Source organism: Enterobacter cloacae complex sp. 2024EL-00227, from assembly GCF_043945315.1.
In the GTDB taxonomy this organism is placed as follows: domain Bacteria; phylum Pseudomonadota; class Gammaproteobacteria; order Enterobacterales; family Enterobacteriaceae; genus Enterobacter; species Enterobacter roggenkampii.
Genome location: NZ_JBIMQP010000003.1, coordinates 177,743 through 198,152, shown reverse-complemented (window position 1 = coordinate 198,152; position 20,410 = coordinate 177,743). Strand labels below are relative to the sequence as shown.

20 protein-coding genes and 1 pseudogene are annotated in these 20,410 nt (G+C 52.2%); 14 read left to right on the top strand and 7 right to left on the bottom strand.

Features of this window, described 5'->3' with window-relative positions; all coding sequences use genetic code 11:
* Nucleotides 1-50 precede the first annotated feature (50 nt).
* On the bottom strand, nt 51-2,174 hold the full coding sequence (locus ACHH0Z_RS06635; protein ID WP_008501262.1) for a bifunctional diguanylate cyclase/phosphodiesterase: 2,124 nt from the start codon (nt 2,172-2,174) through the stop codon (nt 51-53).
* A gap of 457 nt (nt 2,175-2,631) precedes the next feature.
* On the opposite strand from ACHH0Z_RS06635, the gene ACHH0Z_RS06630 reads away from it, so the two are divergent.
* From ACHH0Z_RS06630 to dbpA, 4 genes are all read left to right on the top strand, one after another.
* Nucleotides 2,632-3,774 carry a methyl-accepting chemotaxis protein gene (locus ACHH0Z_RS06630; RefSeq protein WP_065365757.1) on the top strand — a complete coding sequence of 381 codons (1,143 nt, stop codon included), beginning with the start codon at nt 2,632-2,634 and terminating at the stop codon, nt 3,772-3,774.
* A 155-nt stretch (nt 3,775-3,929) separates the two neighbouring features.
* The gene (zntB, locus tag ACHH0Z_RS06625) at nt 3,930-4,913 is read left to right on the top strand and encodes a zinc transporter ZntB (RefSeq protein ID WP_023292275.1); all 984 of its coding nucleotides are present in this window, start codon (nt 3,930-3,932) and stop codon (nt 4,911-4,913) included.
* A 291-nt stretch (nt 4,914-5,204) separates the two neighbouring features.
* Nucleotides 5,205-5,369: a hypothetical protein gene (locus tag ACHH0Z_RS06620; RefSeq protein WP_304665500.1), complete on the top strand. Its 165-nt coding sequence runs from the start codon at nt 5,205-5,207 to the stop codon at nt 5,367-5,369.
* A 27-nt stretch (nt 5,370-5,396) separates the two neighbouring features.
* On the top strand, nt 5,397-6,770 hold the full coding sequence (gene dbpA / locus ACHH0Z_RS06615) for an ATP-dependent RNA helicase DbpA (RefSeq protein ID WP_045410346.1): 1,374 nt from the start codon (nt 5,397-5,399) through the stop codon (nt 6,768-6,770).
* Nucleotides 6,771-6,812: 42 nt separating this feature from the next.
* On the opposite strand, the gene ttcA is transcribed toward dbpA, so the two are convergent.
* Both ttcA and ACHH0Z_RS06605 read right to left on the bottom strand, forming a co-directional pair.
* On the bottom strand, nt 6,813-7,748 hold the full coding sequence (gene ttcA / locus ACHH0Z_RS06610; RefSeq protein WP_008501267.1) for a tRNA 2-thiocytidine(32) synthetase TtcA: 936 nt from the start codon (nt 7,746-7,748) through the stop codon (nt 6,813-6,815).
* Nucleotides 7,749-7,783: 35 nt separating this feature from the next.
* Nucleotides 7,784-7,873 (bottom strand): annotated as a pseudogene (locus ACHH0Z_RS06605) (hypothetical protein); the annotation flags it as partial.
* Nucleotides 7,874-8,006: 133 nt separating this feature from the next.
* Between ACHH0Z_RS06605 and ACHH0Z_RS06600 the strand changes: the two are divergent.
* Together ACHH0Z_RS06600 and ACHH0Z_RS06595 are read left to right on the top strand one after the other, a co-directional pair.
* Nucleotides 8,007-8,741 (top strand): YnfC family lipoprotein, encoded by a 735-nt coding sequence (locus ACHH0Z_RS06600; protein WP_023292277.1) that lies wholly within the window; start codon nt 8,007-8,009, stop codon nt 8,739-8,741.
* 94 nt (nt 8,742-8,835) lie between these two features.
* Nucleotides 8,836-9,351: a GNAT family N-acetyltransferase gene (locus ACHH0Z_RS06595; protein ID WP_045410343.1), complete on the top strand. Its 516-nt coding sequence runs from the start codon at nt 8,836-8,838 to the stop codon at nt 9,349-9,351.
* 33 nt (nt 9,352-9,384) lie between these two features.
* On the opposite strand, the gene ACHH0Z_RS06590 is transcribed toward ACHH0Z_RS06595, so the two are convergent.
* Nucleotides 9,385-9,795 carry an ASCH domain-containing protein gene (locus ACHH0Z_RS06590; RefSeq protein ID WP_032663431.1) on the bottom strand — a complete coding sequence of 137 codons (411 nt, stop codon included), beginning with the start codon at nt 9,793-9,795 and terminating at the stop codon, nt 9,385-9,387.
* A gap of 288 nt (nt 9,796-10,083) precedes the next feature.
* On the opposite strand from ACHH0Z_RS06590, the gene ACHH0Z_RS06585 reads away from it, so the two are divergent.
* The 7 genes from ACHH0Z_RS06585 (at nt 10,084) to ACHH0Z_RS06555 (ending at nt 13,903) form a co-directional block, all read left to right on the top strand.
* Entirely contained in the window at nt 10,084-10,293 is a 210-nt protein-coding gene (locus ACHH0Z_RS06585) for a hypothetical protein (protein WP_127913783.1), read from the top strand.
* 202 nt (nt 10,294-10,495) lie between these two features.
* Nucleotides 10,496-12,019, top strand: coding sequence for a cyclic diguanylate phosphodiesterase (locus ACHH0Z_RS06580; protein WP_023292280.1), 1,524 nt, complete (start codon nt 10,496-10,498; stop codon nt 12,017-12,019).
* 94 nt (nt 12,020-12,113) lie between these two features.
* The gene (locus ACHH0Z_RS06575; protein ID WP_032676794.1) at nt 12,114-12,467 is read left to right on the top strand and encodes a DUF1294 domain-containing protein; all 354 of its coding nucleotides are present in this window, start codon (nt 12,114-12,116) and stop codon (nt 12,465-12,467) included.
* A 178-nt stretch (nt 12,468-12,645) separates the two neighbouring features.
* Nucleotides 12,646-13,095: a hypothetical protein gene (locus ACHH0Z_RS06570; RefSeq protein WP_023292282.1), complete on the top strand. Its 450-nt coding sequence runs from the start codon at nt 12,646-12,648 to the stop codon at nt 13,093-13,095.
* A gap of 39 nt (nt 13,096-13,134) precedes the next feature.
* Nucleotides 13,135-13,332, top strand: a complete 198-nt coding sequence (locus ACHH0Z_RS06565; protein WP_008501277.1) for a hypothetical protein — start codon at nt 13,135-13,137, stop codon at nt 13,330-13,332.
* 2 nt (nt 13,333-13,334) lie between these two features.
* Nucleotides 13,335-13,757, top strand: a complete 423-nt coding sequence (locus ACHH0Z_RS06560; protein WP_008501278.1) for a GFA family protein — start codon at nt 13,335-13,337, stop codon at nt 13,755-13,757.
* A gap of 68 nt (nt 13,758-13,825) precedes the next feature.
* Nucleotides 13,826-13,903 (top strand): hypothetical protein, encoded by a 78-nt coding sequence (locus ACHH0Z_RS06555; RefSeq protein ID WP_223239581.1) that lies wholly within the window; start codon nt 13,826-13,828, stop codon nt 13,901-13,903.
* Nucleotides 13,904-14,241: 338 nt separating this feature from the next.
* On the opposite strand, the gene ompC is transcribed toward ACHH0Z_RS06555, so the two are convergent.
* The gene (gene ompC / locus ACHH0Z_RS06550) at nt 14,242-15,402 is read right to left on the bottom strand and encodes a porin OmpC (RefSeq protein ID WP_008501279.1); all 1,161 of its coding nucleotides are present in this window, start codon (nt 15,400-15,402) and stop codon (nt 14,242-14,244) included.
* Nucleotides 15,403-15,790: 388 nt separating this feature from the next.
* Nucleotides 15,791-19,315, bottom strand: coding sequence for a pyruvate:ferredoxin (flavodoxin) oxidoreductase (gene nifJ, locus ACHH0Z_RS06545; protein ID WP_395149505.1), 3,525 nt, complete (start codon nt 19,313-19,315; stop codon nt 15,791-15,793).
* Nucleotides 19,316-19,587: 272 nt separating this feature from the next.
* Here nifJ and ACHH0Z_RS06540 point away from each other — a divergent pair, with 272 nt between their 5' ends.
* Nucleotides 19,588-19,854 (top strand): DUF333 domain-containing protein, encoded by a 267-nt coding sequence (locus ACHH0Z_RS06540; protein WP_008501281.1) that lies wholly within the window; start codon nt 19,588-19,590, stop codon nt 19,852-19,854.
* Here the strand turns inward: ACHH0Z_RS06540 and hslJ are convergent, their stop codons facing one another.
* Nucleotides 19,855-20,292, bottom strand: a complete 438-nt coding sequence (gene hslJ / locus ACHH0Z_RS06535) for a heat shock protein HslJ (RefSeq protein WP_008501282.1) — start codon at nt 20,290-20,292, stop codon at nt 19,855-19,857.
* Nucleotides 20,293-20,410: the final 118 nt, after the last annotated feature.

Genomic DNA, 20,410 nt, shown 5'->3' with positions numbered 1-20,410 from the left:
ACAGACGTGACTCGTGTGTTCTGCTTTGAAACATACTCTACTAAACCCCGTCAGGCATGGTTTTTTTGTGAAATAAATGCGGCGTCCGTTTGAATTTTATTAAGGGGGATAATTTGCCTTTCTGAGTTTATCTGCAGAAGCAACCACGGCACCTGTTCGGCAGGTAAGGGGCGGGAGAAGAGGTAACCCTGCAGGTAGTCGCAGCCGAGACGGGTGAGAACCGCCTGCTGTTCTTCCGTTTCAATCCCTTCTGCCACCACGTTCATCTCCATGGTGCGGGCGATACTCATGATGGTTTCAACCAGCTTGTAGGTTTTTTCATTTTCCAGCATCGACGTTACAAAGCTTTTGTCAATCTTGAGCTCTTTTGCCGGCAGCACGCTCAGCATCAGCAGGTTGGAGTAGCCCGTACCAAAATCATCAATCGAGACGGTGATCCCCGCATGATTAAAAGCGTTGAGCAACTCAATGCTGCGGTCGAGATTTTTCAGCGCGGTGCTCTCCGTGACCTCAAGGATCAGCCTGGACGGGGACAAGTTATATTTTTCCAGCATCGACGATACGATGTGGAAAATGTCTGGCTGCTCGAACTGGACGGGGGATAAGTTGAGCGATAACGTCCACTGGCTGAACCCTTGTTCAGTCCAGAAATGCAGCTGTCGACATGCCGCTTCAATGGCCCAGTTGCCCACCGGAATAATTAAGCCGGTTTGCTCCAGCGAGGGGATAAACAGACCAGGCAGCACAACGCCTTGCTCAGGGTGCCGCCAGCGCAACAGGGCTTCAAAACCATGGATAGTCTTCTCTTGCGCATACCAGGTTGGCTGGTACCACAGTTCAAACTGATCGCGCTCAAGCGCCTGAGAGAGCTCCTGAAGAAAACCGGGTTTTGCCGGGATTGCTGTCGACATCTCGGTTCTGTAACGCGCCCAGCCGTTGCGGCCGTCGTCTTTGACGTGATGCAGGGCTGCATCTGCTTTGAGTTTCAGTTCATGCAGCGTTTCGCCATCCTGAGGATAGAGGCTGACGCCCGCACTCATTGTCGTGTTAAGCGTATGACCACAGATCGAAAGAGGACGTCGCACATCCTCGAGCAGCGACGCGAGCAGGGCGTTGAGTTTGTCGTCGTCACATTCCGGCACCAGCAGGATAAAAGCGTCTCCTCCCAGCCTTGCCAGGGTCATCTCACGCGAGAGCCGGGAAGTGATGCGCTGTGCGACGGTGATCAATAACTCATCGCCGACGCTGTGACCCCAGGTATCGTTGACGCGTTTGAAGTGATCGACGTTCAGGAAAATAACGGCAAATTGCCTGTTGCTCAGCAACGCGCTGCGCAGGCAGTCCTGCATGCGGAGATCCATCTGATGGCGATTCGCGAGTCCGGTGAGCGCATCAAAGCGCGCCTGGAGCTCAAGCTGCCGATTGAGTTGTCGAAGATTATCCGTCAGCCGGCCGGTGCGACGGTGAGAATCGATAAGGGAAATAATTAACATCACGCCAAGCAGGCAGAGCGTGGTGACAGAAACCCAGATGGATAACCCCAGCTCGCCGATCCCGCCGGGGAGGGTATGCGACATTTCCGGGTAATGCGCAGCGCTCATGCCGGTATAGTGCATCGCACAAATGGCGGCGCCCATGACCAGGGCGGCGAGAAGGCGCTCGATAAAAACCCCTTTGTCTCGCAGGCGGAAAGCCAGCCACAGCGCCGTGCCGGACGCCACCACGGCAATGACCACCGACAACCCCACAATACGGCGATCCCAGATAATGCTGCCATCCAGCATCAGGGCAGCCATACCGATATAGTGCATAGATACCACGCCTGCGCTCAGGATAGCCGTGGCAACGATCGGTCGAAACGAAGAACGTTTTTTTCCCGCGACGGCAATATCAAGGGCCGTGGTCGACGCAATAATCGCGACGCCCAGAGACGCAAGGGTTAACCAGAGGTCATAGCGCATCATCATCGGCATCTGCATCGACAGCATGCCGATAAAGTGCATCGACCAGATGCCGATCCCCAGCGTCATACCCCCGGCAATGCGCCAGAACAGGGCAGCCTTTCGGCTGGAAAGGGGAATCTTTCCGGCACTGTCCAGCGCCACAAAGGAGGCGATAAAGGCCACCAGATAAGAGATAGCGATTAACACAGGGTCCCACGATATATTGAGCATTATGCAATCCCACGCCTGAGAGGGTTACCGATTTCGCCTGCCGGGCACATCTTAATCTGGCAACGAACATGCGCATTCAAACAATATTAGTTATTTATCGTGAAGCGTGACCAGTCATATTAATACTCTACATCGCATTAAGAATATAAAATATATTCTCATTGTTAACGTATTAAGCATTGCTAAACAAGAGCGAATAAAAGTAGCAAAGCTCCTTAAATATAACGGCGATTGTATCGGTTCGCCGCAGCGGATGGTATCGCTTAACGTGGCGGCAGACCAGTATCACAGCATGCTGCGAAGAACATTTTCACTAATACGCTTTTTTCATCTGACTTAAGCTAAATCCCAGGTTGCTAACGGCGAAACAACAAACCCGTGAAGTTTCCGAGGAAAAACGTTTGTGCCAATGCTATAAGTCTAGATGCCGACCAAAATATAAAATGTGGGTATCATCATGCTAAGAAATATTAGTGTCCGAACCTTTATTATCGGGTTCCTTTTATCGCTATTTTTGGTAAACGCAGGTGTCGTTGTTCTAATTTCCAGCAAGCCCTCTCTCTTTATTTCCCTTAACGCTATCAATTTCGTTGCGCTATTTTTGCTTTGGGTCTATATGACCCGGTATCTTGTGACGCCGATCAATACGGTGAAGAAAAGTATTGAAGAGGTGACTGCCGGCAACCTGGGGGTTTCTATCCCGGAGTTTGGCAATAACTGTGCGGGGCGACTCATTCCCGGGATCAACAGCCTGTCCGGCAACATTGCGACGCTGGTGCGTGAGATCAGGGCGTCATCGCAAACCGCCATGACCTTATCGGATCAGCTCTCGACACGTAGCGCTCAGCTCTCGGTAAAAACCGAACAGCAGTCCGCGTCTTTAGTGCAAACCGCAGCCAGCATGGAGCAAATGGCGGCGAGCACTAAAAATAACGCCGATAACACCCGCCTGGCGAGTGAACAGGCGAATATGGCGACGCTGCAGGCGCGTAAGGGCGGGGAGCTGATGGGGCAGGTTGCCAACAATATGCAGTCCATAACCGAATGCGCCCAGCAGATGACGGAGATCATTTCGCTGATTGACGGCATTGCGTTCCAGACCAATATTCTGGCGCTCAACGCGGCCGTTGAGGCGGCAAGAGCGGGCGACCATGGAAAAGGTTTTTCTGTCGTTGCGGAAGAGGTCAGAAACCTGGCGCACCGCAGCGCAGAGGCCGCGAAGAATATCAAAGCGCTGATTGAAGTCACCAGCAGTAACGTCACGCAGGGCGCGACCGTGGTGTCGCAGGCAGAGAAGAATATGCATGAAATCGTGACGGGCTCGGGAAACGTCAGTCGCTTAATGGATGAAATCTCCGCGTCGACGTCTGAGCAGGAGAAAGGTATTTCCCAGATCACGCTGGCGCTATCGGAGCTGGAGCGGGTCACGCAAAGCAACGTGGCGATGGCGGAGGAACTCAACGGCTCCTCGGATGTACTGCGCAATCAGGTGATTGAACTCCAGGCCCGCACGCGGAATTTCAGATTGGATCACGGGTCTTCGTCCCCATTACCGACCTGCTCACCCTCCTTCCTCCAGCAGCCAGAACACTCTCTCTGAAAGCGACACGAAGCCTGGCATGCCAGGCTTTTTTCATACATCTGCCCACCCAGCTCAATTCCCGAGCGATTTCAGCGCGATGGAATACATAGTTGTTGCTTAACCCCTCATGAAAGCTAGACTGACACCGAAAGAGTTAAAAAGGTGGAGGTGCTGTGGAAAGCATTAAAGGATCTGAACTTAACGTTCCTGACGCAGTTTTTGCGTGGGTGCTGGACGGCCGCGGCGGTGCTCGACCGCTGGAAGATAATGATGTGATCGACAGTGCGCATCCCTGCTGGCTGCATCTGAACTATACCCATCCGGACAGCGCTGACTGGCTGGCGTCGACCCCGCTCTTGCCCAATAACGTGCGCGATGCGCTGGCGGGTGAAAGCCTGCGGCCCCGCGTAAGCCGCATGGGTGACGGGACGCTGATTACCCTCCGCTGTATTAACGGCAGCACGGATGAACGTCCGGATCAGCTGGTGGCGATGCGGGTCTATATGGACGATGGGCTGATTGTCTCCACCCGACAGCGTAAGGTCCTGGCGCTGGATGACATCGTCAACGATCTGAAAGAGGGCACAGGGCCGATCGACTGCGGCAGCTGGCTGGTGGACGTCTGTGACGCGCTTACCGATCACGCCAGTGAGTTTATTGAAGAGCTGCACGACAAAATCATCGACCTGGAAGATAACCTGCTCGATCAGCAGATCCCGCCGCGCGGTTTTCTGGCCTTATTGCGCAAGCAGCTGATTGTTATGCGCCGCTACATGACGCCGCAGCGCGACGTGTATGCGCGGCTGGCCAGCGAAAGGCTCGCCTGGATGAACGACGACCATCGGCGCAGAATGCAGGATATTGCCGACAGGCTGGGCCGCGGGCTGGATGAAATTGATTCCTGTATTGCCAGAACGGCGGTGATGGCGGACGAAATCGCGCAGGTGATGCAGGAGTCGCTGGCGCGAAGAACCTATACGATGTCCCTGATGGCGATGGTGTTTTTACCGAGCACGTTTCTGACCGGGTTGTTTGGCGTCAACCTGGGCGGAATTCCGGGTGGCGCTTATCGCTACGGTTTTACGGCGTTTTGCGTGATGTTAGTTGTTTTGATTGGGGGTGTTGCATGGTGGTTGCATCGTAGTAAATGGCTGTAAATTTACGCTTTTCTCATCTTTTTCCGGGATTAAAACGCTCTTTTAATTGAGCGAAGTCAATAAACCTCTACCCCGTAAGGTGCAATATTACTCCCGCAGGTGAATGCAACGTCAAGCGATGGGCGTTGCGCTCCATATTGTCTTACTTCCTTTTTTGAATTACTGCATAGCACAATTGATTCGTACGACGCCGACTTCATAGTCGGCTTTTTTTTGCCTCCTGATTCTGAGCGTCTACCCTAAAAGGGATGACAGCAAATTATGGAGGGAATGATGAGCATCCTTAACGCTCTGCTACTGCCACAATCGCGTCAATCCGATCCTATCCCCAGCGATCCGGTACCTATGCCCGATCCCATCCCGCGTCCCCAGCCGATGCCCGACCCGCCGCCCGATGAAGAACCGATTAAATTGTCGCATCGGACCGCGAGATCTGCGAGGATACGCGCCATCTGACCGCAAAGATCACCACGAGAGACAATTGTGACCGCTTTTTCTACCCTGAATGTTCTGCCCGATGCCCAACTCGCTAACCTCAACGAGTTGGGATACCTCACGATGACGCCTGTTCAGGCGGCCGCCTTACCCGCCATTCTTGAGGGCCGTGACGTGCGCGTGCAGGCGAAAACGGGCAGTGGGAAAACGGCGGCCTTTGGCCTTGGCCTGTTGCAGCATATCGATGCGGCGCTTTTTCAGACCCAGTCTTTGGTGCTGTGTCCGACCCGCGAGCTGGCAGACCAGGTTGCGGGTGAACTGCGTCGCCTGGCACGTTTCCTGCCAAACACCAAGATTTTAACCCTCTGCGGCGGGCAGCCGTTCGGTGCCCAGCGTGATTCGCTTCAGCATGCGCCGCACATTATTGTCGCGACGCCGGGGCGCCTGCTCGATCACCTGCAAAAAGGCACGGTCTCGCTGGATGCGCTACAAACGCTGGTGATGGATGAGGCCGATCGGATGCTGGATATGGGCTTCAGCGAGGCCATTGACGAAGTGATCCGTTTCGCACCGGCCGATCGCCAGACGCTTCTGTTCTCCGCAACCTGGCCGGAGGCTATCGCCGCCATCAGCGGGCGCGTGCAGAAAAATCCTCTTACCATTGAAATCGACAGCGTAGATGCGCTGCCGGCCATCGAACAGCAGTTCTTTGAAACCTCGCAGCAGGGGAAGATCCCGCTCCTGCAGAAATTACTGAGCCAGCATCAGCCTGCCTCCTGCGTGGTGTTCTGTAACACCAAAAAAGACTGTCAGTCGGTTTGTGATGCTCTGAATGCCGCCGGGCAGAGCGCACTGTCGCTGCATGGCGATCTTGAACAGCGCGATCGCGATCAGACGCTGGTCCGTTTCGCGAACGGCAGCGCCCGCGTGCTGGTGGCGACCGACGTCGCTGCGCGCGGTCTGGATATCAAATCGCTTGAGCTGGTGGTGAACTTTGAGCTGGCGTGGGATCCAGAAGTACACGTGCACCGTATTGGCCGCACCGCGCGCGCAGGAAACAGCGGTCTGGCGATCAGCTTCTGCGCACCTGAAGAGGCGCAGCGCGCCAATATTCTCTCTGAGATGCTGCAGATTAAGCTGAACTGGATGAATCCCCCAGCCGGCGTCAGCATTGTGCCGCTGGAGGCCGAAATGGCGACCCTGTGCATTGATGGCGGTAAAAAAGCCAAGATGCGTCCTGGTGATGTACTCGGTGCACTGACCGGGGATGTGGGGCTGGACGGGGCGGATATCGGTAAGATTGCTGTCCATCCGGCGCATGTCTACGTCGCGGTTCGCCAGGCGGTTGCCCATAAGGCATGGAAGCAGCTGCAAAACGGGAAAATTAAGGGTAAAACCTGCCGCGTACGTCTGCTGAAATAAAGCATGAAGCGTCTCAGAAGGCGTTTCTGAGACGCTAACCGCTTACTTCACTTCAAGCACGTTCAGACGCAACGCTTCAAATTGATTGTCATCGTCTTCCGGCTGCCAGCCTGCTGGCTGCATCGGGATCTCTTCCCGGTCAAATGCCAGATCGCCGCCGTTCACGACTTCTGACTCGTGATTGATGCCTTTAAAGTCGAACAGTTCCACATCCGCGAGATGGGAAGGGACGACGTTCTGCATGGCGCTGAACATGGTTTCGATACGACCCGGATAGCGCTTATCCCAGTCGCGCAGCATGTCGCCAATCACCTGACGCTGCAGGTTCGGCTGAGAGCCGCAGAGGTTACATGGAATGATCGGGAACCCTTTCGCCTGAGAGAAACGCTCAATGTCTTTTTCACGGCAGTAGGCAAGCGGGCGGATCACAATATGTTTACCGTCATCACTCATCAGCTTAGGCGGCATACCTTTCATCTTGCCGCCGTAGAACATATTGAGGAACAGCGTTTGCAGGATATCGTCGCGGTGATGGCCCAGGGCAATTTTGGTCGCGCCCAGCTCGGTCGCGGTGCGATACAGAATACCGCGGCGCAGACGAGAGCACAGAGAGCAGGTGGTTTTCCCTTCAGGAATTTTCTCTTTCACAATACCGTAGGTATTTTCTTCGACGATTTTGTACTCAACGCCCAGATTTTCGAGGTATTCCGGCAGAATGTGCTCCGGGAAGCCCGGCTGTTTCTGGTCAAGGTTGACCGCCACCAGGGAAAAATTCACCGGCGCGCTTTGCTGAAGATTACGCAGGATCTCCAGCATGGTGTAGCTGTCTTTACCCCCTGACAGGCAAACCATGATGCGGTCGCCTTCTTCAATCATGTTGAAGTCTGCAATGGCTTCGCCCACGTTACGGCGCAGTCGCTTTTGCAGTTTATTCAGGTTGTATTGCTCTTTTTTGTTAATCTCTTGATTCTGTTGCATTGAGTAATACCTTCGGAGCCAGCAGGGGCAAAAATTGTATGCCGCGTATGGTACGGATTCCGGCGGCGAATGCCAGCACGTTTTACTGTTGCGTGAAATCTGGCGCCGATACGTGATAAAGGGTAGCGTTCAGACGTTTGGATACGATAGCGACTTTACGGCAAACGGCGCAGTTGTGGCGCAATCATCTCCGCCAGTATCAATGTTGAAGATTAGCAGTAAGCATGCTGTAATGAGCTTACTTAATTTGAGGGTAACTTGAGCTTAGATTTAAAAATGATAAAAACTTCTACTCTTTTCCTTTGTACTTTCTTATTTTCAAGTATGGCTTTTGCAGAAAATTACTACATACCTCTACTTTATAACTTATCGACTAGGTTTGATTTCAATCCAGTTAAGGGGGCTGTTAAATCCTTAGATACTGATGTTGAGGAGAATGGAAAAATCACTTATAAAATCTCCATCAGACTGAATAAAAATGGTTGTGTTGATAGCTTAAACCTTGATAATGTTTCTTCTGGGCATGAAACCATTCTAAAATATACAAATGGAAGTCTTATTGGCCATAGAGATGGCAAGCCTTTCTCAATACAACTTGATGAAAAATGTCACATTTTGAGTGAAAATGAAAATGGTGACGAGTTGCGTTACACTCTTTACCCGAATGGATTAATTAAAGACACCTATTTTTTAGGCAAAAAAATATCTGAACATTTTTATGATGAAGACGATAATTTGACGCGCTCTGAATTTTATAGTTCAGAAAGCGTTATGTCTAAAAATGAAATATCTTATGTTGATAAAAAAAGAAAGCCTCTTGATTATAAACTAATAAACTCATCAGTTTTCTCGGAGGGGTATACAGCAACCAGCTCTTGTCATTATAACGAAATGCTTGTGCCTGAAATATGTAATGCCACAGTACAGAACGCAGGTAATCCGGCACCGAAACCAGTTTCAATGACAGCACATACGAAAGTTGAATTCTACTAGATTAAAACGATTCCAATAAGCTACCTCCGGCGTCATGGTGTTTTATCGGGACGAGTTCAATGAAGGCACTGGCTTAATGTAAGAGGAATTTAAGATGAATATAGAAACGGTCCGCTTAATCCTGGAACCCTTTAATGATTCACATTATGAAGGCTTAAGGGTAATGGATAGTGATGCTGAGGTGATGCGCTATATCAATAAGGGTATCGTTAAAACGCCCGAAGAAACCTGGGAGGACATCAGAAAGGTGCAGGCTCGCTGGGATAAGTATCACTTCTCGTGGTGGGCTATCAGAGAGAAATCTACTGGTGCGATCGTTGGTGCGGCATGCCTCCAGCACCTGGCGAACGTGGAGGGGGCACCATTAGAGATTGGCTGGCGCCTCGTGCCTGAACACAATGGCAAAGGCTATGCTACAGAGGCAGCGAAAGCGATCGTTGATTACGCTGTAGAACGGGTGGGAGCATCTTATCTGGTGGCCGTGGCCGATCCAGAAAATATCGCATCGCAGCGTGTAATGAAAAGGTTAGGTATGTCTTATAAAGCCATAGAGCGGCATTACGATACGGAATGCGTTGTGTACGAGCTTAACATGAGTAAGCCTGCTTAATTAAGCGACACATCACTGCCACTTTATCTCAGCTTACAGCACCTCAACCAATTCAAATTCTTCTGCGATCAGTTCCATATCTTCAGAAAAATGGCCTTCGCGGAAGAAAAATCGCTGATGCTCTTTCCGCCAGTATTCAAGGCTTAAATCACCTTCACCCTCTTTGCGAGCGAATTCCTCATTAACATCGCAAAAACGCACCAGTCGCATGGAAACCAGCCGGATCACACAGACCGGGACATTCTGACCATCAAGGATTATGTTGTAGCTTCCTATCCGTGGAGCAGAGACATCCTGCGAGTACGAGGCAAAAGATCCGCAGGTGGCCGTTTTGAGCCCTTTTTTAATCAGGTCCGCAAGCGCGTTCGCCAGTTCCGGGCTGTCACCCATTTGCCAGGCCGCTGCGCCTGGGTACTTCATTTTTAATTCCTCAACCTTAACCATTGAAATCCCTTCTCAACCCTTGACCATAAGAAACATAATAGCGGTTTTAGCATAAACTCCCTCGATATTTGAAGCGTAATCGGCTTTACTTCTACTTTTGAACACAGGCTGGCTGGAATACAAAGGGTTGCATGCATTGGTTGTGTAAATATATTCTTATGGGGGTATCTGTGTGGTGAATCTGCTGCCTGCAGCCCGGCGCGTGACGTTATAATCAGTAACGAGTCATCGGGATGCTATCGGCACCACGCATTTTCTGTAACTTTTATCCCATTGGAAGGGGTTAGCGTGTTCAAGCTTAATACATCTCTACTGGCGGTTTTGCTGCTGTCAGGCTGTAGCTCCGATCTGGTTCTCAACCCACCTAAGCAACCTGAATACAAGTCGATGCCTGAAATAACGCAGTCTGTGACGCCATCACAACAGCGTGCAATCATGGCTGGCGAGCGGCCTGACTGGTCAGAAAGAAAGCCGGTCAAGACAATAAAGCAATACTGATAAGCACTTAACAACCAGGGCTGCCGTTCGGCGGCCTTTTTATTTACCCATTTGAGAAGGTGCAAAGACGGAGCCTGGTTTGGGGAAAATTTCTGACGGCGGACATGGTATTTCTTTCTTTATCAACCATGCTTAAGGCGAAGATAATTCAATCACTTCAGCATCACCGAAGCGGCAACGTCACTCGAGTCGAGAACCCTGAATGCGCCATGCACCTATCTCCATAGCTGCAGCCACGGCAATTTTTGTGCTGGGCGTTTTTATCATCAATATCCAGGTCTGGTACTCGGCGCGGGCTGACAGCCTTGCCGGGGCGCACTACGTCGTCAGGAATATGCACGTTATTCTTACAGAAGCGCATCATGCGACCCAGGTTGCAATGCGGCTTGCTGAGAATGAGTGTGATGCTGAAGGACAGTATCGGCTCGGCACTGAAGCGGCATTACAACCCCATCTGAGAACGATCGTTATTCTGAAAAAAGATGTGGTATGGTGCTCCTCCTTGCCGGGAAACCGCGTGTTGTTGGTTAACGGCTCAGCGCTGCCTGAAGCGCCATTGCTACTTGTTCCATCGAAAAGTACGGTCAACGGCCTGCCGGTTCTCTTATACCAGACAAATCATGCCGGCAGCCGAATCATGGTGAGCATCAGCGACAGCCATATCCGGGATGCGCTGAATATGCCACTACGTGGCGTGGCGTATTCGCTGCTGGTCGGCAATCGTCGTTTAGGCCAATCAGGCGATGTCTTGACGGCAGCCCATTCAAACAACGATGTTCTGACGGTAAAAGCCGCTGATTATGCCTTCGCGATTCAATTTAACGCTCCGCCTCTTTTTAGCCTGACGCGATTATTCGACCAGGCCGGTGGAGTGGTGTTATTTCTACTGCTCGTTTCCTCTCTTTCTGCTTATCTTCTGCAGCGATATCTGTCTAAGGATATTTCACCGGAAGAATCGCTGCGTACCGCCATCTACAGAAATGAAATTATTCCCTATTACCAGCCCGTCGTGAGCGGAAAAGAGGGCACCTTGCGCGGTGTAGAGGTGCTGGCAAGATGGAAGCATCCGCAATCCGGGTTTATTTCTCCCTCGTCATTTATTCCTCTTGCTGAGAAAACAGGGCTAATAATTCCACTAACCCAAAGCTTAATGCGTCAGGTTGCAACGCAGATGAATGCTATTTCTACGCTGCTGCCGGAAGGATTTCATGTCGGGATTAACTTCAGTGCGTCTCATATCGTTGCCTCTACCTTTTTTGAAGAGTGTCTGAATTACAAGCGCAGCTTTGTTCAACAGGATCTTAATCTCGTTGTGGAGGTGACCGAGCGTGAACCTCTCCACGTAGATGAACATCTCGTTAAGACCCTGAATGCGCTACATGAAATAGGGTTTGCCATTGCCCTGGATGATTTTGGAACGGGATATTCCGGCCTGTCCTACCTGCAGGACCTGCACATTGATTACATCAAAATCGACCAAAGCTTTGTTGCCAGGGTTAATGAGAATGAGGATTCCACCCTGATCCTGGATTCGGTACTGGAACTGGCAAAAAAACTGTCAATCCGTATTGTGGCGGAAGGGGTTGAAACCCAGGAACAGCTTGATTACCTCATGCGCAATAACATCACGTTTTTACAGGGCTACTTCTTCTACAAACCCGTTCCTTTTAAGGAGTTGATAAAAATTCTGTTATCGAAGCCAAAGGTTAAAGTGAGGGTGGAGTGACTTTGTCCCGTTGTCAGCAATTCCCGCCCGATACATTCATAAGTAGCGTATAATGCGGCGTCGAAAACCGCTCAACACTTCTCTGGCCAGTACTATGACCCTCAATCGCGTTTGTTATTTACTCCTGCTCTTTGCTGCGATCGGCAGTCTTTTTACCTCGAGCCCTTTGGCTATGTGGTTTCTGCTGATCAATATGCTGACGTTGGTCATGTATGGCGCCGATAAAATAGCGGCGCGGAAAGGCATGCGCAGGGTTCCGGAAGCCACGCTGCTGGTATTTGGCGTAACGGGCGGCTGGCCTGGCGCGATTGTGGGCCAACAGCTCTTTCGCCATAAAACACAAAAGCAGCCGTTTAAAACCTACTTTTTCTTAAGCATTGTCGTTAGCATCGCCGTGATGGCGGCGGTTTACCATTTCTCGCCTGTTTCTTCTTTATGGCCGTTTTGACATCAAGTTAACCTGAGTTTTTCAGATGCCAGCACTACGTTGATAAGAACGGTCATTCGGATAGCGCGTCGTGAATAAATCCTCCATCACTGCCAATAGTAGTAGGACTATTCTTAAGTTGTTGCTGTTTTTTGCACAATCTGAATAATACGTGCAACTACACGGACGACAACATCCCATGAAAATAGTCTCTATTACGCTGGCAGCGCTGGTGCTTTATTCTGCACCTGCCTGGTCCGCTTTTCAGGAGCGGGAATATAATACCTGGTATATGAAAAATGCGGTGCTTTACGATATGACGCAGACCTCAGAAGGTTTTCCCGTCATGGTGAGCGTATCCCAGCCTGGGAAAAAATCCGCTAATTTGCTGGTGTCATATATTACGGAAGGCCGCTGTGGTGAGAATAACCTGCCGCTTAATGTGAATGGTAAAGTGCTGCCCGCCAAATATAATTGTGTTCAAATAGGAAAGAACAGAATTGAACATTTTTCAGTGGTGGATGCGGAAAGCGTCAATGGCATGGTGACGCATCTGAAATCTGATTTCACTATTCTCCTGCAAAACGATATCAAAATTTGGGCAGCAAATATCAAAGCGCCAAAATACGGGCTAACCCCGCGCTTTTAAAATCATGCTACGCTTGTTTGTTGTATCAGGAGCATGAGTATGAAGAACAAAGACGAACAAACAGGATTAGTGGGGCTGGCGATTGGGGCGGCCGTTATTGGGCTGGTTTCTGCCCAGAAACCAATCGATCGCGACAGCATTGTTGATGAGCTGGTCAGGCTCGGCAGGCAGAAAGGCGATGGTGTAGAAGATGAGGTTTTCGTCAAGGCTGCTGACCTGGTGAGGAAGGGGATCTAGCCATGGCTGATATTCGTCATGCGCAGTGCCATTGTGGCGCGGTGGCCTTTACCGTTGCGCTAACGGATGGCCTGAATACCGCGCGGCGCTGCAGTTGTTCCTTTTGTCGCATGCGGGGGGCGGTCGTCGTCTCTGCGCCGCTGTCAGGGATTACCGTGACCAAAGGTGAGGATAAGCTCACGGAGTACCGCTTCAATACGGGAACGGCACGGCACTTTTTCTGCTCGGTGTGCGGAATTTACACGTTCCATCAGCGGCGTTCTAATCCAAACGAATATGGCGTGAATGTGGCCTGCTTTGATAACGTCTCACCGTTCGATTTCCCTGAAGTGACGGTGATGGACGGGGTTAACCATCCCTCGGATGGAGATAGCGGGGTGTTTGGCTACCTCTCTTTTCGCAAGAAAGGAACAGGTCAGGCGTAATTGCCGCCTGGCCACTCTGTAATTAGCCTGGCTATAGTGGAGGGTGGTTATCTGAAACAGGAGAAACTATGCTTTGTGTTGAAAAAGACGATCCGCGTGAGGCCCCTGAATCAGGTGATAAAAAGCCTCAACCCGTAAAAAAATAACGCAACCTGTGCGTTTTCCCGCCACCGGCACTGCTGGTGGCTTTTCATTTCTCAGGGAATACTGTTAACCGCCATCCAGGTGGTTCAACACAGCACTGAGATGCCCGACAATATCAGCAAAATCAAAAATTAACGCCATCCAGATGAGCGCTAAAAGAGTTAGTACGACAACGGATACACGACCAAACAACGCTGTTATCCTTAGTGATGGAAAGGCTTTCACCTGAGTTTAAACAGCTTTACCTCAACTTACCCTCAACCACGTGATTTCAGAACCTGCTTTTTGTGATGAACGTCAAGAGATGGGTGAGCCCGCATACTGATGCGGGCTCTGGCAATCAGAACTGGTAAACCAGGCCCAGTGCCACGACATCATCCGTGCCGATGCCGTTGTTTTTGTAGAAGCTGTCATCTTCATCCAGCAGGTTGATTTTGTAATCAACGTAGGTGGACATGTTTTTGTTGAAGTAATAGGTTGCGCCGACGTCAGCGTACTTAACCAGATCCTGGTCGCCCTGGCCGTTGCCAAGGTCCTTGCCTTTAGACTGCAGGTAGGAAAGGGACGGACGCAGGCCGAAGTCGAACTGGTACTGTGCGGTCACTTCGAAGTTCTGGGTTTTGTTGGCAATACCGCCGCCTGAAGTGCTGTCACTGGAACCGTATGGCGTCATATTGCGGGTTTCAGAGTACATTGCCGCCAGGTAGATATTGTTAGCGTCATATTTCAGACCCGCGGTCCATGCGTCCGCTTTATCGCCGCCAGCATATTGAGATGCTGCACCGGTGCCTGCGATCACCTGGTCATTAGTACGATCTGAAGAGGTATACGCTGCACCCGCAGTAATCCCCATGCCAAAGTCATAGGTTGTGGAGATACCGAAACCGTCACCGTTTTGGTTACGAATGTTGTTATCAGAACGGTTGTTCGTTCCTTCCTGAGAACAACCATTCTCGTCACAGTTGCTGCCTTCATTTTTGCCCTGATACTGCAGCGCAAAGTTCAGACCCTGCACCAGACCATAGAAGTCGGTGTTACGGTAGGTTGCTACGCCATTGGCGCGGCCGGTCATGAAGTTGTCGGCTTTGGTGTAGGAGTCGCCGCCGAACTCAGGCAGCATATCGGTCCAGCCTTCCACGTCGTACAGTACGCCATAGTTACGACCGTAATCGAAGGAACCGTAGTCGCCCACTTTGATACCGGCGAAGGCCAGACGCGTCCAGGACTGGTTATCAGACCCTTCGGTGTTATTGGCCTGAATGTTGTATTCCCACTGTGCGTAGCCAGTCATCATGTCGTTGATCTGGGTTTCGCCTTTAAAGCCCAGACGCATGTAGGTTTGATCCCCGTCAGCGCCTTTATCATCGGAGAAATAGTGCAGACCATCTACTTTTCCGTACAGATCTAATTTGTTACCGTCTTTATTATAAATCTCTGCTGCATGAGTTGCGCCAGCCATTAACAGAGCCGGAATCATCAGGGCCAGTACTTTTCTTTGCATTTTGATATTCCTTTGCGGTTGTTTTTATTTAATTACCTGTTGAACTTTCCGAATACGAAAGTTGTCTCATGCTAAATCACTCCCGTGTAAGAGTAATAAATTATAATTGTTACGAACTAAGTAAAATCTAAACTGAATACATCAACGGTAATGGTCATTGGTTTGGTGAATGTTTTAAGGCTATACATAATAAATTAAAATTATTAATCAGGTGTGAGTTAAGCTATTCTTGATGGCGTTATATGCCTTTAAGATTATTTATCCATAATTCGCATGAATAATATTTAGGGAACTAAATAGATATTTAATGATTATCTGGATTCGCCCGGTGTGAATACACCGGGTTTTTTTATGGCAAAAAAATGCCCGGACGCGCCGGGCAGAGAGACTAGTCGCTGGTCGATTTTTCGGCTTTACCCGCCAGCTGCGCCATGAAGTCATACCGTTTTTGCAGATCCGCCGCAGCGTCTTTCCATAGCTGTTCGGCCACTTCCGGCTGCTGCGCGTTAAGGCGACGGAAGCGCTGTTCCTGCATTAACGTCTCGGCCAGAGCATCTGACGGCGGACGCGAATCCAGCGCCAGCGGTAATTTACCCTCGTCCGCACGGCGCGGATCGAACCGGTACAGCGGCCAGAAGCCGGTCGCGGTTAGCTGTCGCATCTGATCGTGGCTGAGTGCCAGGTCGTAGCCATGCTCTTCACACGGGCTGTAGGCAATGATCAGCGACGGGCCGGGATACGCTTCCGCCTCCTGGATCGCCTTCACCGTCTGGTTAAGCTGTGCCCCCAGCGAGATTTGCGCGACGTAAACGTGGCCGTACATCATCATGCTCACCCCGAGATCTTTGCGTGCCTTGCGTTTCCCGTGCTCACCGAATTTCGTGACGGCACCCAGCGGCGTGGCTTTCGACGCCTGACCACCGGTGTTGGAATAACACTGCGTATCCAGCACCAGGATATTGACGTTTTCGGTCAGGCTCAGCACGTGGTCCAGGCCGCCAAAGCCGATGTCATAAGCCCAGCCGTCACCGCCAATCAGCCAGATCGATTTTTCGACCATGGCGTCCGCGTCGGTCAGCAGCTGTTCAGCGCCCGCCACGCCCTGAAGCGCCTGACGCAGCTCTGCAACCTGCTCACGACGTACCTCTGGCGTCGCGTCGGCGTGAAGCGCGTCATTGAGCCCGGCGGGGATCTGCCCGGCAAACTGCTCCAGCAGGCGCATCACGCGCGCGCGGTGCTGGTCAACGGTCAGGCGGAAGCCCAGACCAAATTCGGCGTTATCCTCGAACAGCGAGTTGGCCCACGCGGGACCGCGGCCGTTGGCGTCAGTGGTATACGGCGTAGAGGGCAGGTTGCCGCCATAGATAGACGAACAGCCGGTAGCGTTGGCAATCAGCATCCTGTCACCGTACAGCTGGGTAAGCAGCTTGATATACGGTGTTTCACCGCAGCCCGAACAGGCACCGGAGTATTCAAACAGCGGCGTGATCAGCTGCGAAGTGCGAATATCAATGCGTTCCAGTTTGCTGCGATCGATTTCCGGCAGATTCAGGAAGAAGTCATAATTCACTTTCTCTTCTCCGACGTGCTCCAGACGCGACATCATATTGATGGCTTTAATCTCCGGGTTCTGCCTGTCTTTCGCCGGACAAACCTCGACGCACAGGTTACAGCCGGTGCAGTCTTCCGGCGCGACCTGCAGAACGTATTTCTGTCCGCGCATATCGCGGGATTTTACATCCAGGGAATGCAGGCTGGCCGGGGCGGCCTCCATCTCTTCCGGCGACACCACTTTGGCGCGAATGGCAGAGTGCGGGCAGGCCGCCACGCAGTGGTTGCACTGGGTACACAGATCTTCTTTCCAGATGGGGATCGCTTCGGCGATGTTGCGTTTTTCCCAGCGGGTGGTGCCCATCGGCCAGGTGCCATCCGGCGGTAGGGCAGAGACGGGCAGGGCATCACCCAGCCCGGCCAGCATCGCCGCCGTCACGGTCTTCACGAAATCAGGTGCCGCATCGGATACCACCGGAGGGCGGTTCGGGCTTGCGGCATTGACCGGCTGCAGCGGGACCTCAAACAGCGACTCGCGCGCCAGGGCCAGCGCCTGCCAGTTACGCTCGACCAGCTCCTGGCCCTTGCTGCTGTAGCTTTTGGCAATCGCGCCCTGCAGTTCCGCCAGCGCGCTGTCGCCCGGCAGGATATTCGTCAGATGGAAGAAGGCCATCTGCATAACGGTATTGATACGCGCGGCAAGGCCACATTCGCGGGCAATTTTCGCCGCGTTAACCACATAGAAACGGGCTTTTTTCTGGTTCAGCACCGCCTGCACTTCCTGCGGCAGGCGCGACCAGACTTCATCCGCGCTGTATGGCGTATTCAGGAGGAAAATACCGCCAGGCTTCAGGCGCTCGGCCATCTGGTACTTATCAATGAACTGCAGCTGGTGACAGCCAACAAAATCAGCCTGAGAAATTAGATACGCAGAGCGGATGGGCTGTTCGCTCACCCGCAGGTGGGAAACGGTCAGGCCGCCGGCTTTCTTGGAGTCATAGACGAAGTACCCCTGGGCGTACCACGGCGTGGAGTTCCCGATGATTTTGATGTTGTTTTTGGTCGCGGAGACGCTGCCGTCACTGCCCAGACCATAGAACAGCGCCTCGAGTTTGGCGGTCGAGGGCAGGGTGTTTTCCGGCAACGTCAGGGACAGATTCGTCACATCATCATAAATGCCGACGGTAAAGCGCGGCTTGGGCTTCGCTTCGCTGAGCTCGTTGAAGACCGCCAGCACGCAGTCCGGTCCGAACTCTTTGGAGGACAAACCGTAACGCCCCCCGATCACGCGCGGCAGCGTTTCACGTTCGCCATGATTAAAGGCCTCGGCCAGGGCGGTCATCACATCCAGATACAGCGGTTCCGCCTGCGCGCCCGGCTCTTTGGTGCGATCGAGCACCGCAACGGTACGCGCGCTTTCCGGCAGCGCAGAGAGGAGATGTTTCGCCGAGAACGGCCGATAGAGACGCACTTTCAGCACGCCAACTTTTTCGCCGCGCGTCAGCAGCTCATCAACAACTTCCTCGCAGGTGCCAATGGCCGATCCCATCAGCACAATGACCCGTTCCGCCTGCGGATGGCCGTAATACTCAAAGGGTTTGTATTCCCGACCCGTTGCGGCAGCAAAGTCATTCATCGCCTGTTCAACATGGTCGTAAACCGCGTTGTACCACGGGTTGGTGGCCTCGCGTGACTGGAAATAGGTATCCGGGTTCGCCGACGTGCCGCGAATCACCGGGTGCTCCGGATTCAGGGCGCGGGCGCGATGCGCGTCGATGTCCGCCTGCGGAAGCAGATTCAGAATTGTCTCGTCAGCCAGCGGGACGATTTTGTTAATTTCGTGGGACGTACGGAAACCATCAAAGAAATGAATAAACGGCACCCGGCTTTTGAGCGTGGCGATATGCGAAATCAGGGCAAAGTCCTGGGCTTCCTGAACGCTGCTGGCGCACAGCATTGCGCAGCCGGTCTGGCGAACGGCCATCACGTCAGAATGATCGCCAAAGATAGAGAGCGCGTGGGTGGCAACGGTACGCGCAGCGACGTGCAGAACGAAGGGAGTCAGTTGTCCGGCAAGTTTGTACAGCGTCGGGATCATTAATAACAATCCCTGGGAAGAGGTAAACGACGTGGAAAGCGCGCCGGTCTGAAGCGCGCCGTGGACCGTGGCAATCGCACCGGCTTCCGACTGCATTTCAACCACTCGCGGGACATCGCCCCAGACGTTTTTTAACCCGTTACCCGCCCAGGCGTCCGCCTGCTCAGCCATGGTAGAACTTGGCGTAATCGGGTAGATGGCGATAACTTCACTGGTGCGAAACGCGACTGAGGCAACTGCACCATTACCGTCAATAGTTTGCATAGGACAACACCCTTACATTGCGCAAAAAAATAGGGGTCTGTATTACGGCAACAAACCCTGAATATTATCTGTGTATTCTAGCAAACGGGGGATTTTTCGATTTTCGCTTTTGTGTCCTCGTTATTCCTGCCATCAATGTGTAGATCAAACTTTTGGCAGAAAAATTGCGAGAAATTGTTTCAGGAGCGCATAAATACGCACTTCCGCTCTCGACGACACGGGATGGGATGCCTATTATGCATAGGTTTCGCATTATTCATGGGGGAGAGAGCATGCGCTCAGCATTTTTGGTAGGGTGTGCCGCATTATTGTTGTCGGCATGCAGCAGTGAACCTGTCCAGCAGGCAACGGCCGCGCACGTGGTGCCGGGTATGAAAGCCGCGATGTCCAGCTCCGGTCAGGCCAACTGCGCGATGATTGGCGGTTCGCTGTCGGTAGCTCGCCAGCTTGATGGTTCAGCTATTGGGATGTGCGCCTTGCCAAACGGCAAACGCTGTAGTGAACAGTCGCTTGCCGTTGGAACCTGCGGTAACTACTGATTATTCTGCACGCTTAAACATCAGCGTTTTATCGGCTGTCGCCAGCGTTAACTGGTCTTCCGTCAGGTCGACCTGCGCACCTTTGCGCAGCATGTCGCCGATGGCCTGATCCAGCTCGTTAAGCTGCGGCTCACTACAGAGCTTGCGCGTCATGGCCAGCGTTTTCACCTTCAGCTCGCCTTCGGACAATTTCCCCTGTCCGTTGAAGCGGTTACACATCTGGCCAGAAACGCTGATGTTATTCACCAGGCTGATATCTGGCAGTGCGCTAAAACCGATCTCAGGTTGCGTTGTCGCGGTCTTCACGGCCTTACCGTCCACACTTTCCAGCACAAAGCGGTGGTTCTTAAGTTGCTCCGGCTGAACGGAGGCTTTACCCGGATTAACGCAGCCGGTAAGGACAAGACTGATAACACTTAACGCAATGAGCTTTTTCATTTTTCTTCTCAAACTATAAACACTGTGAATCTTTTTCCAGTGTAACGATACTCTGCCATGCGTTAATGGGGTTTATCTGAAAGTGCGGGGAGGAGCCGGGCAACGCAGCGGTTGCCCG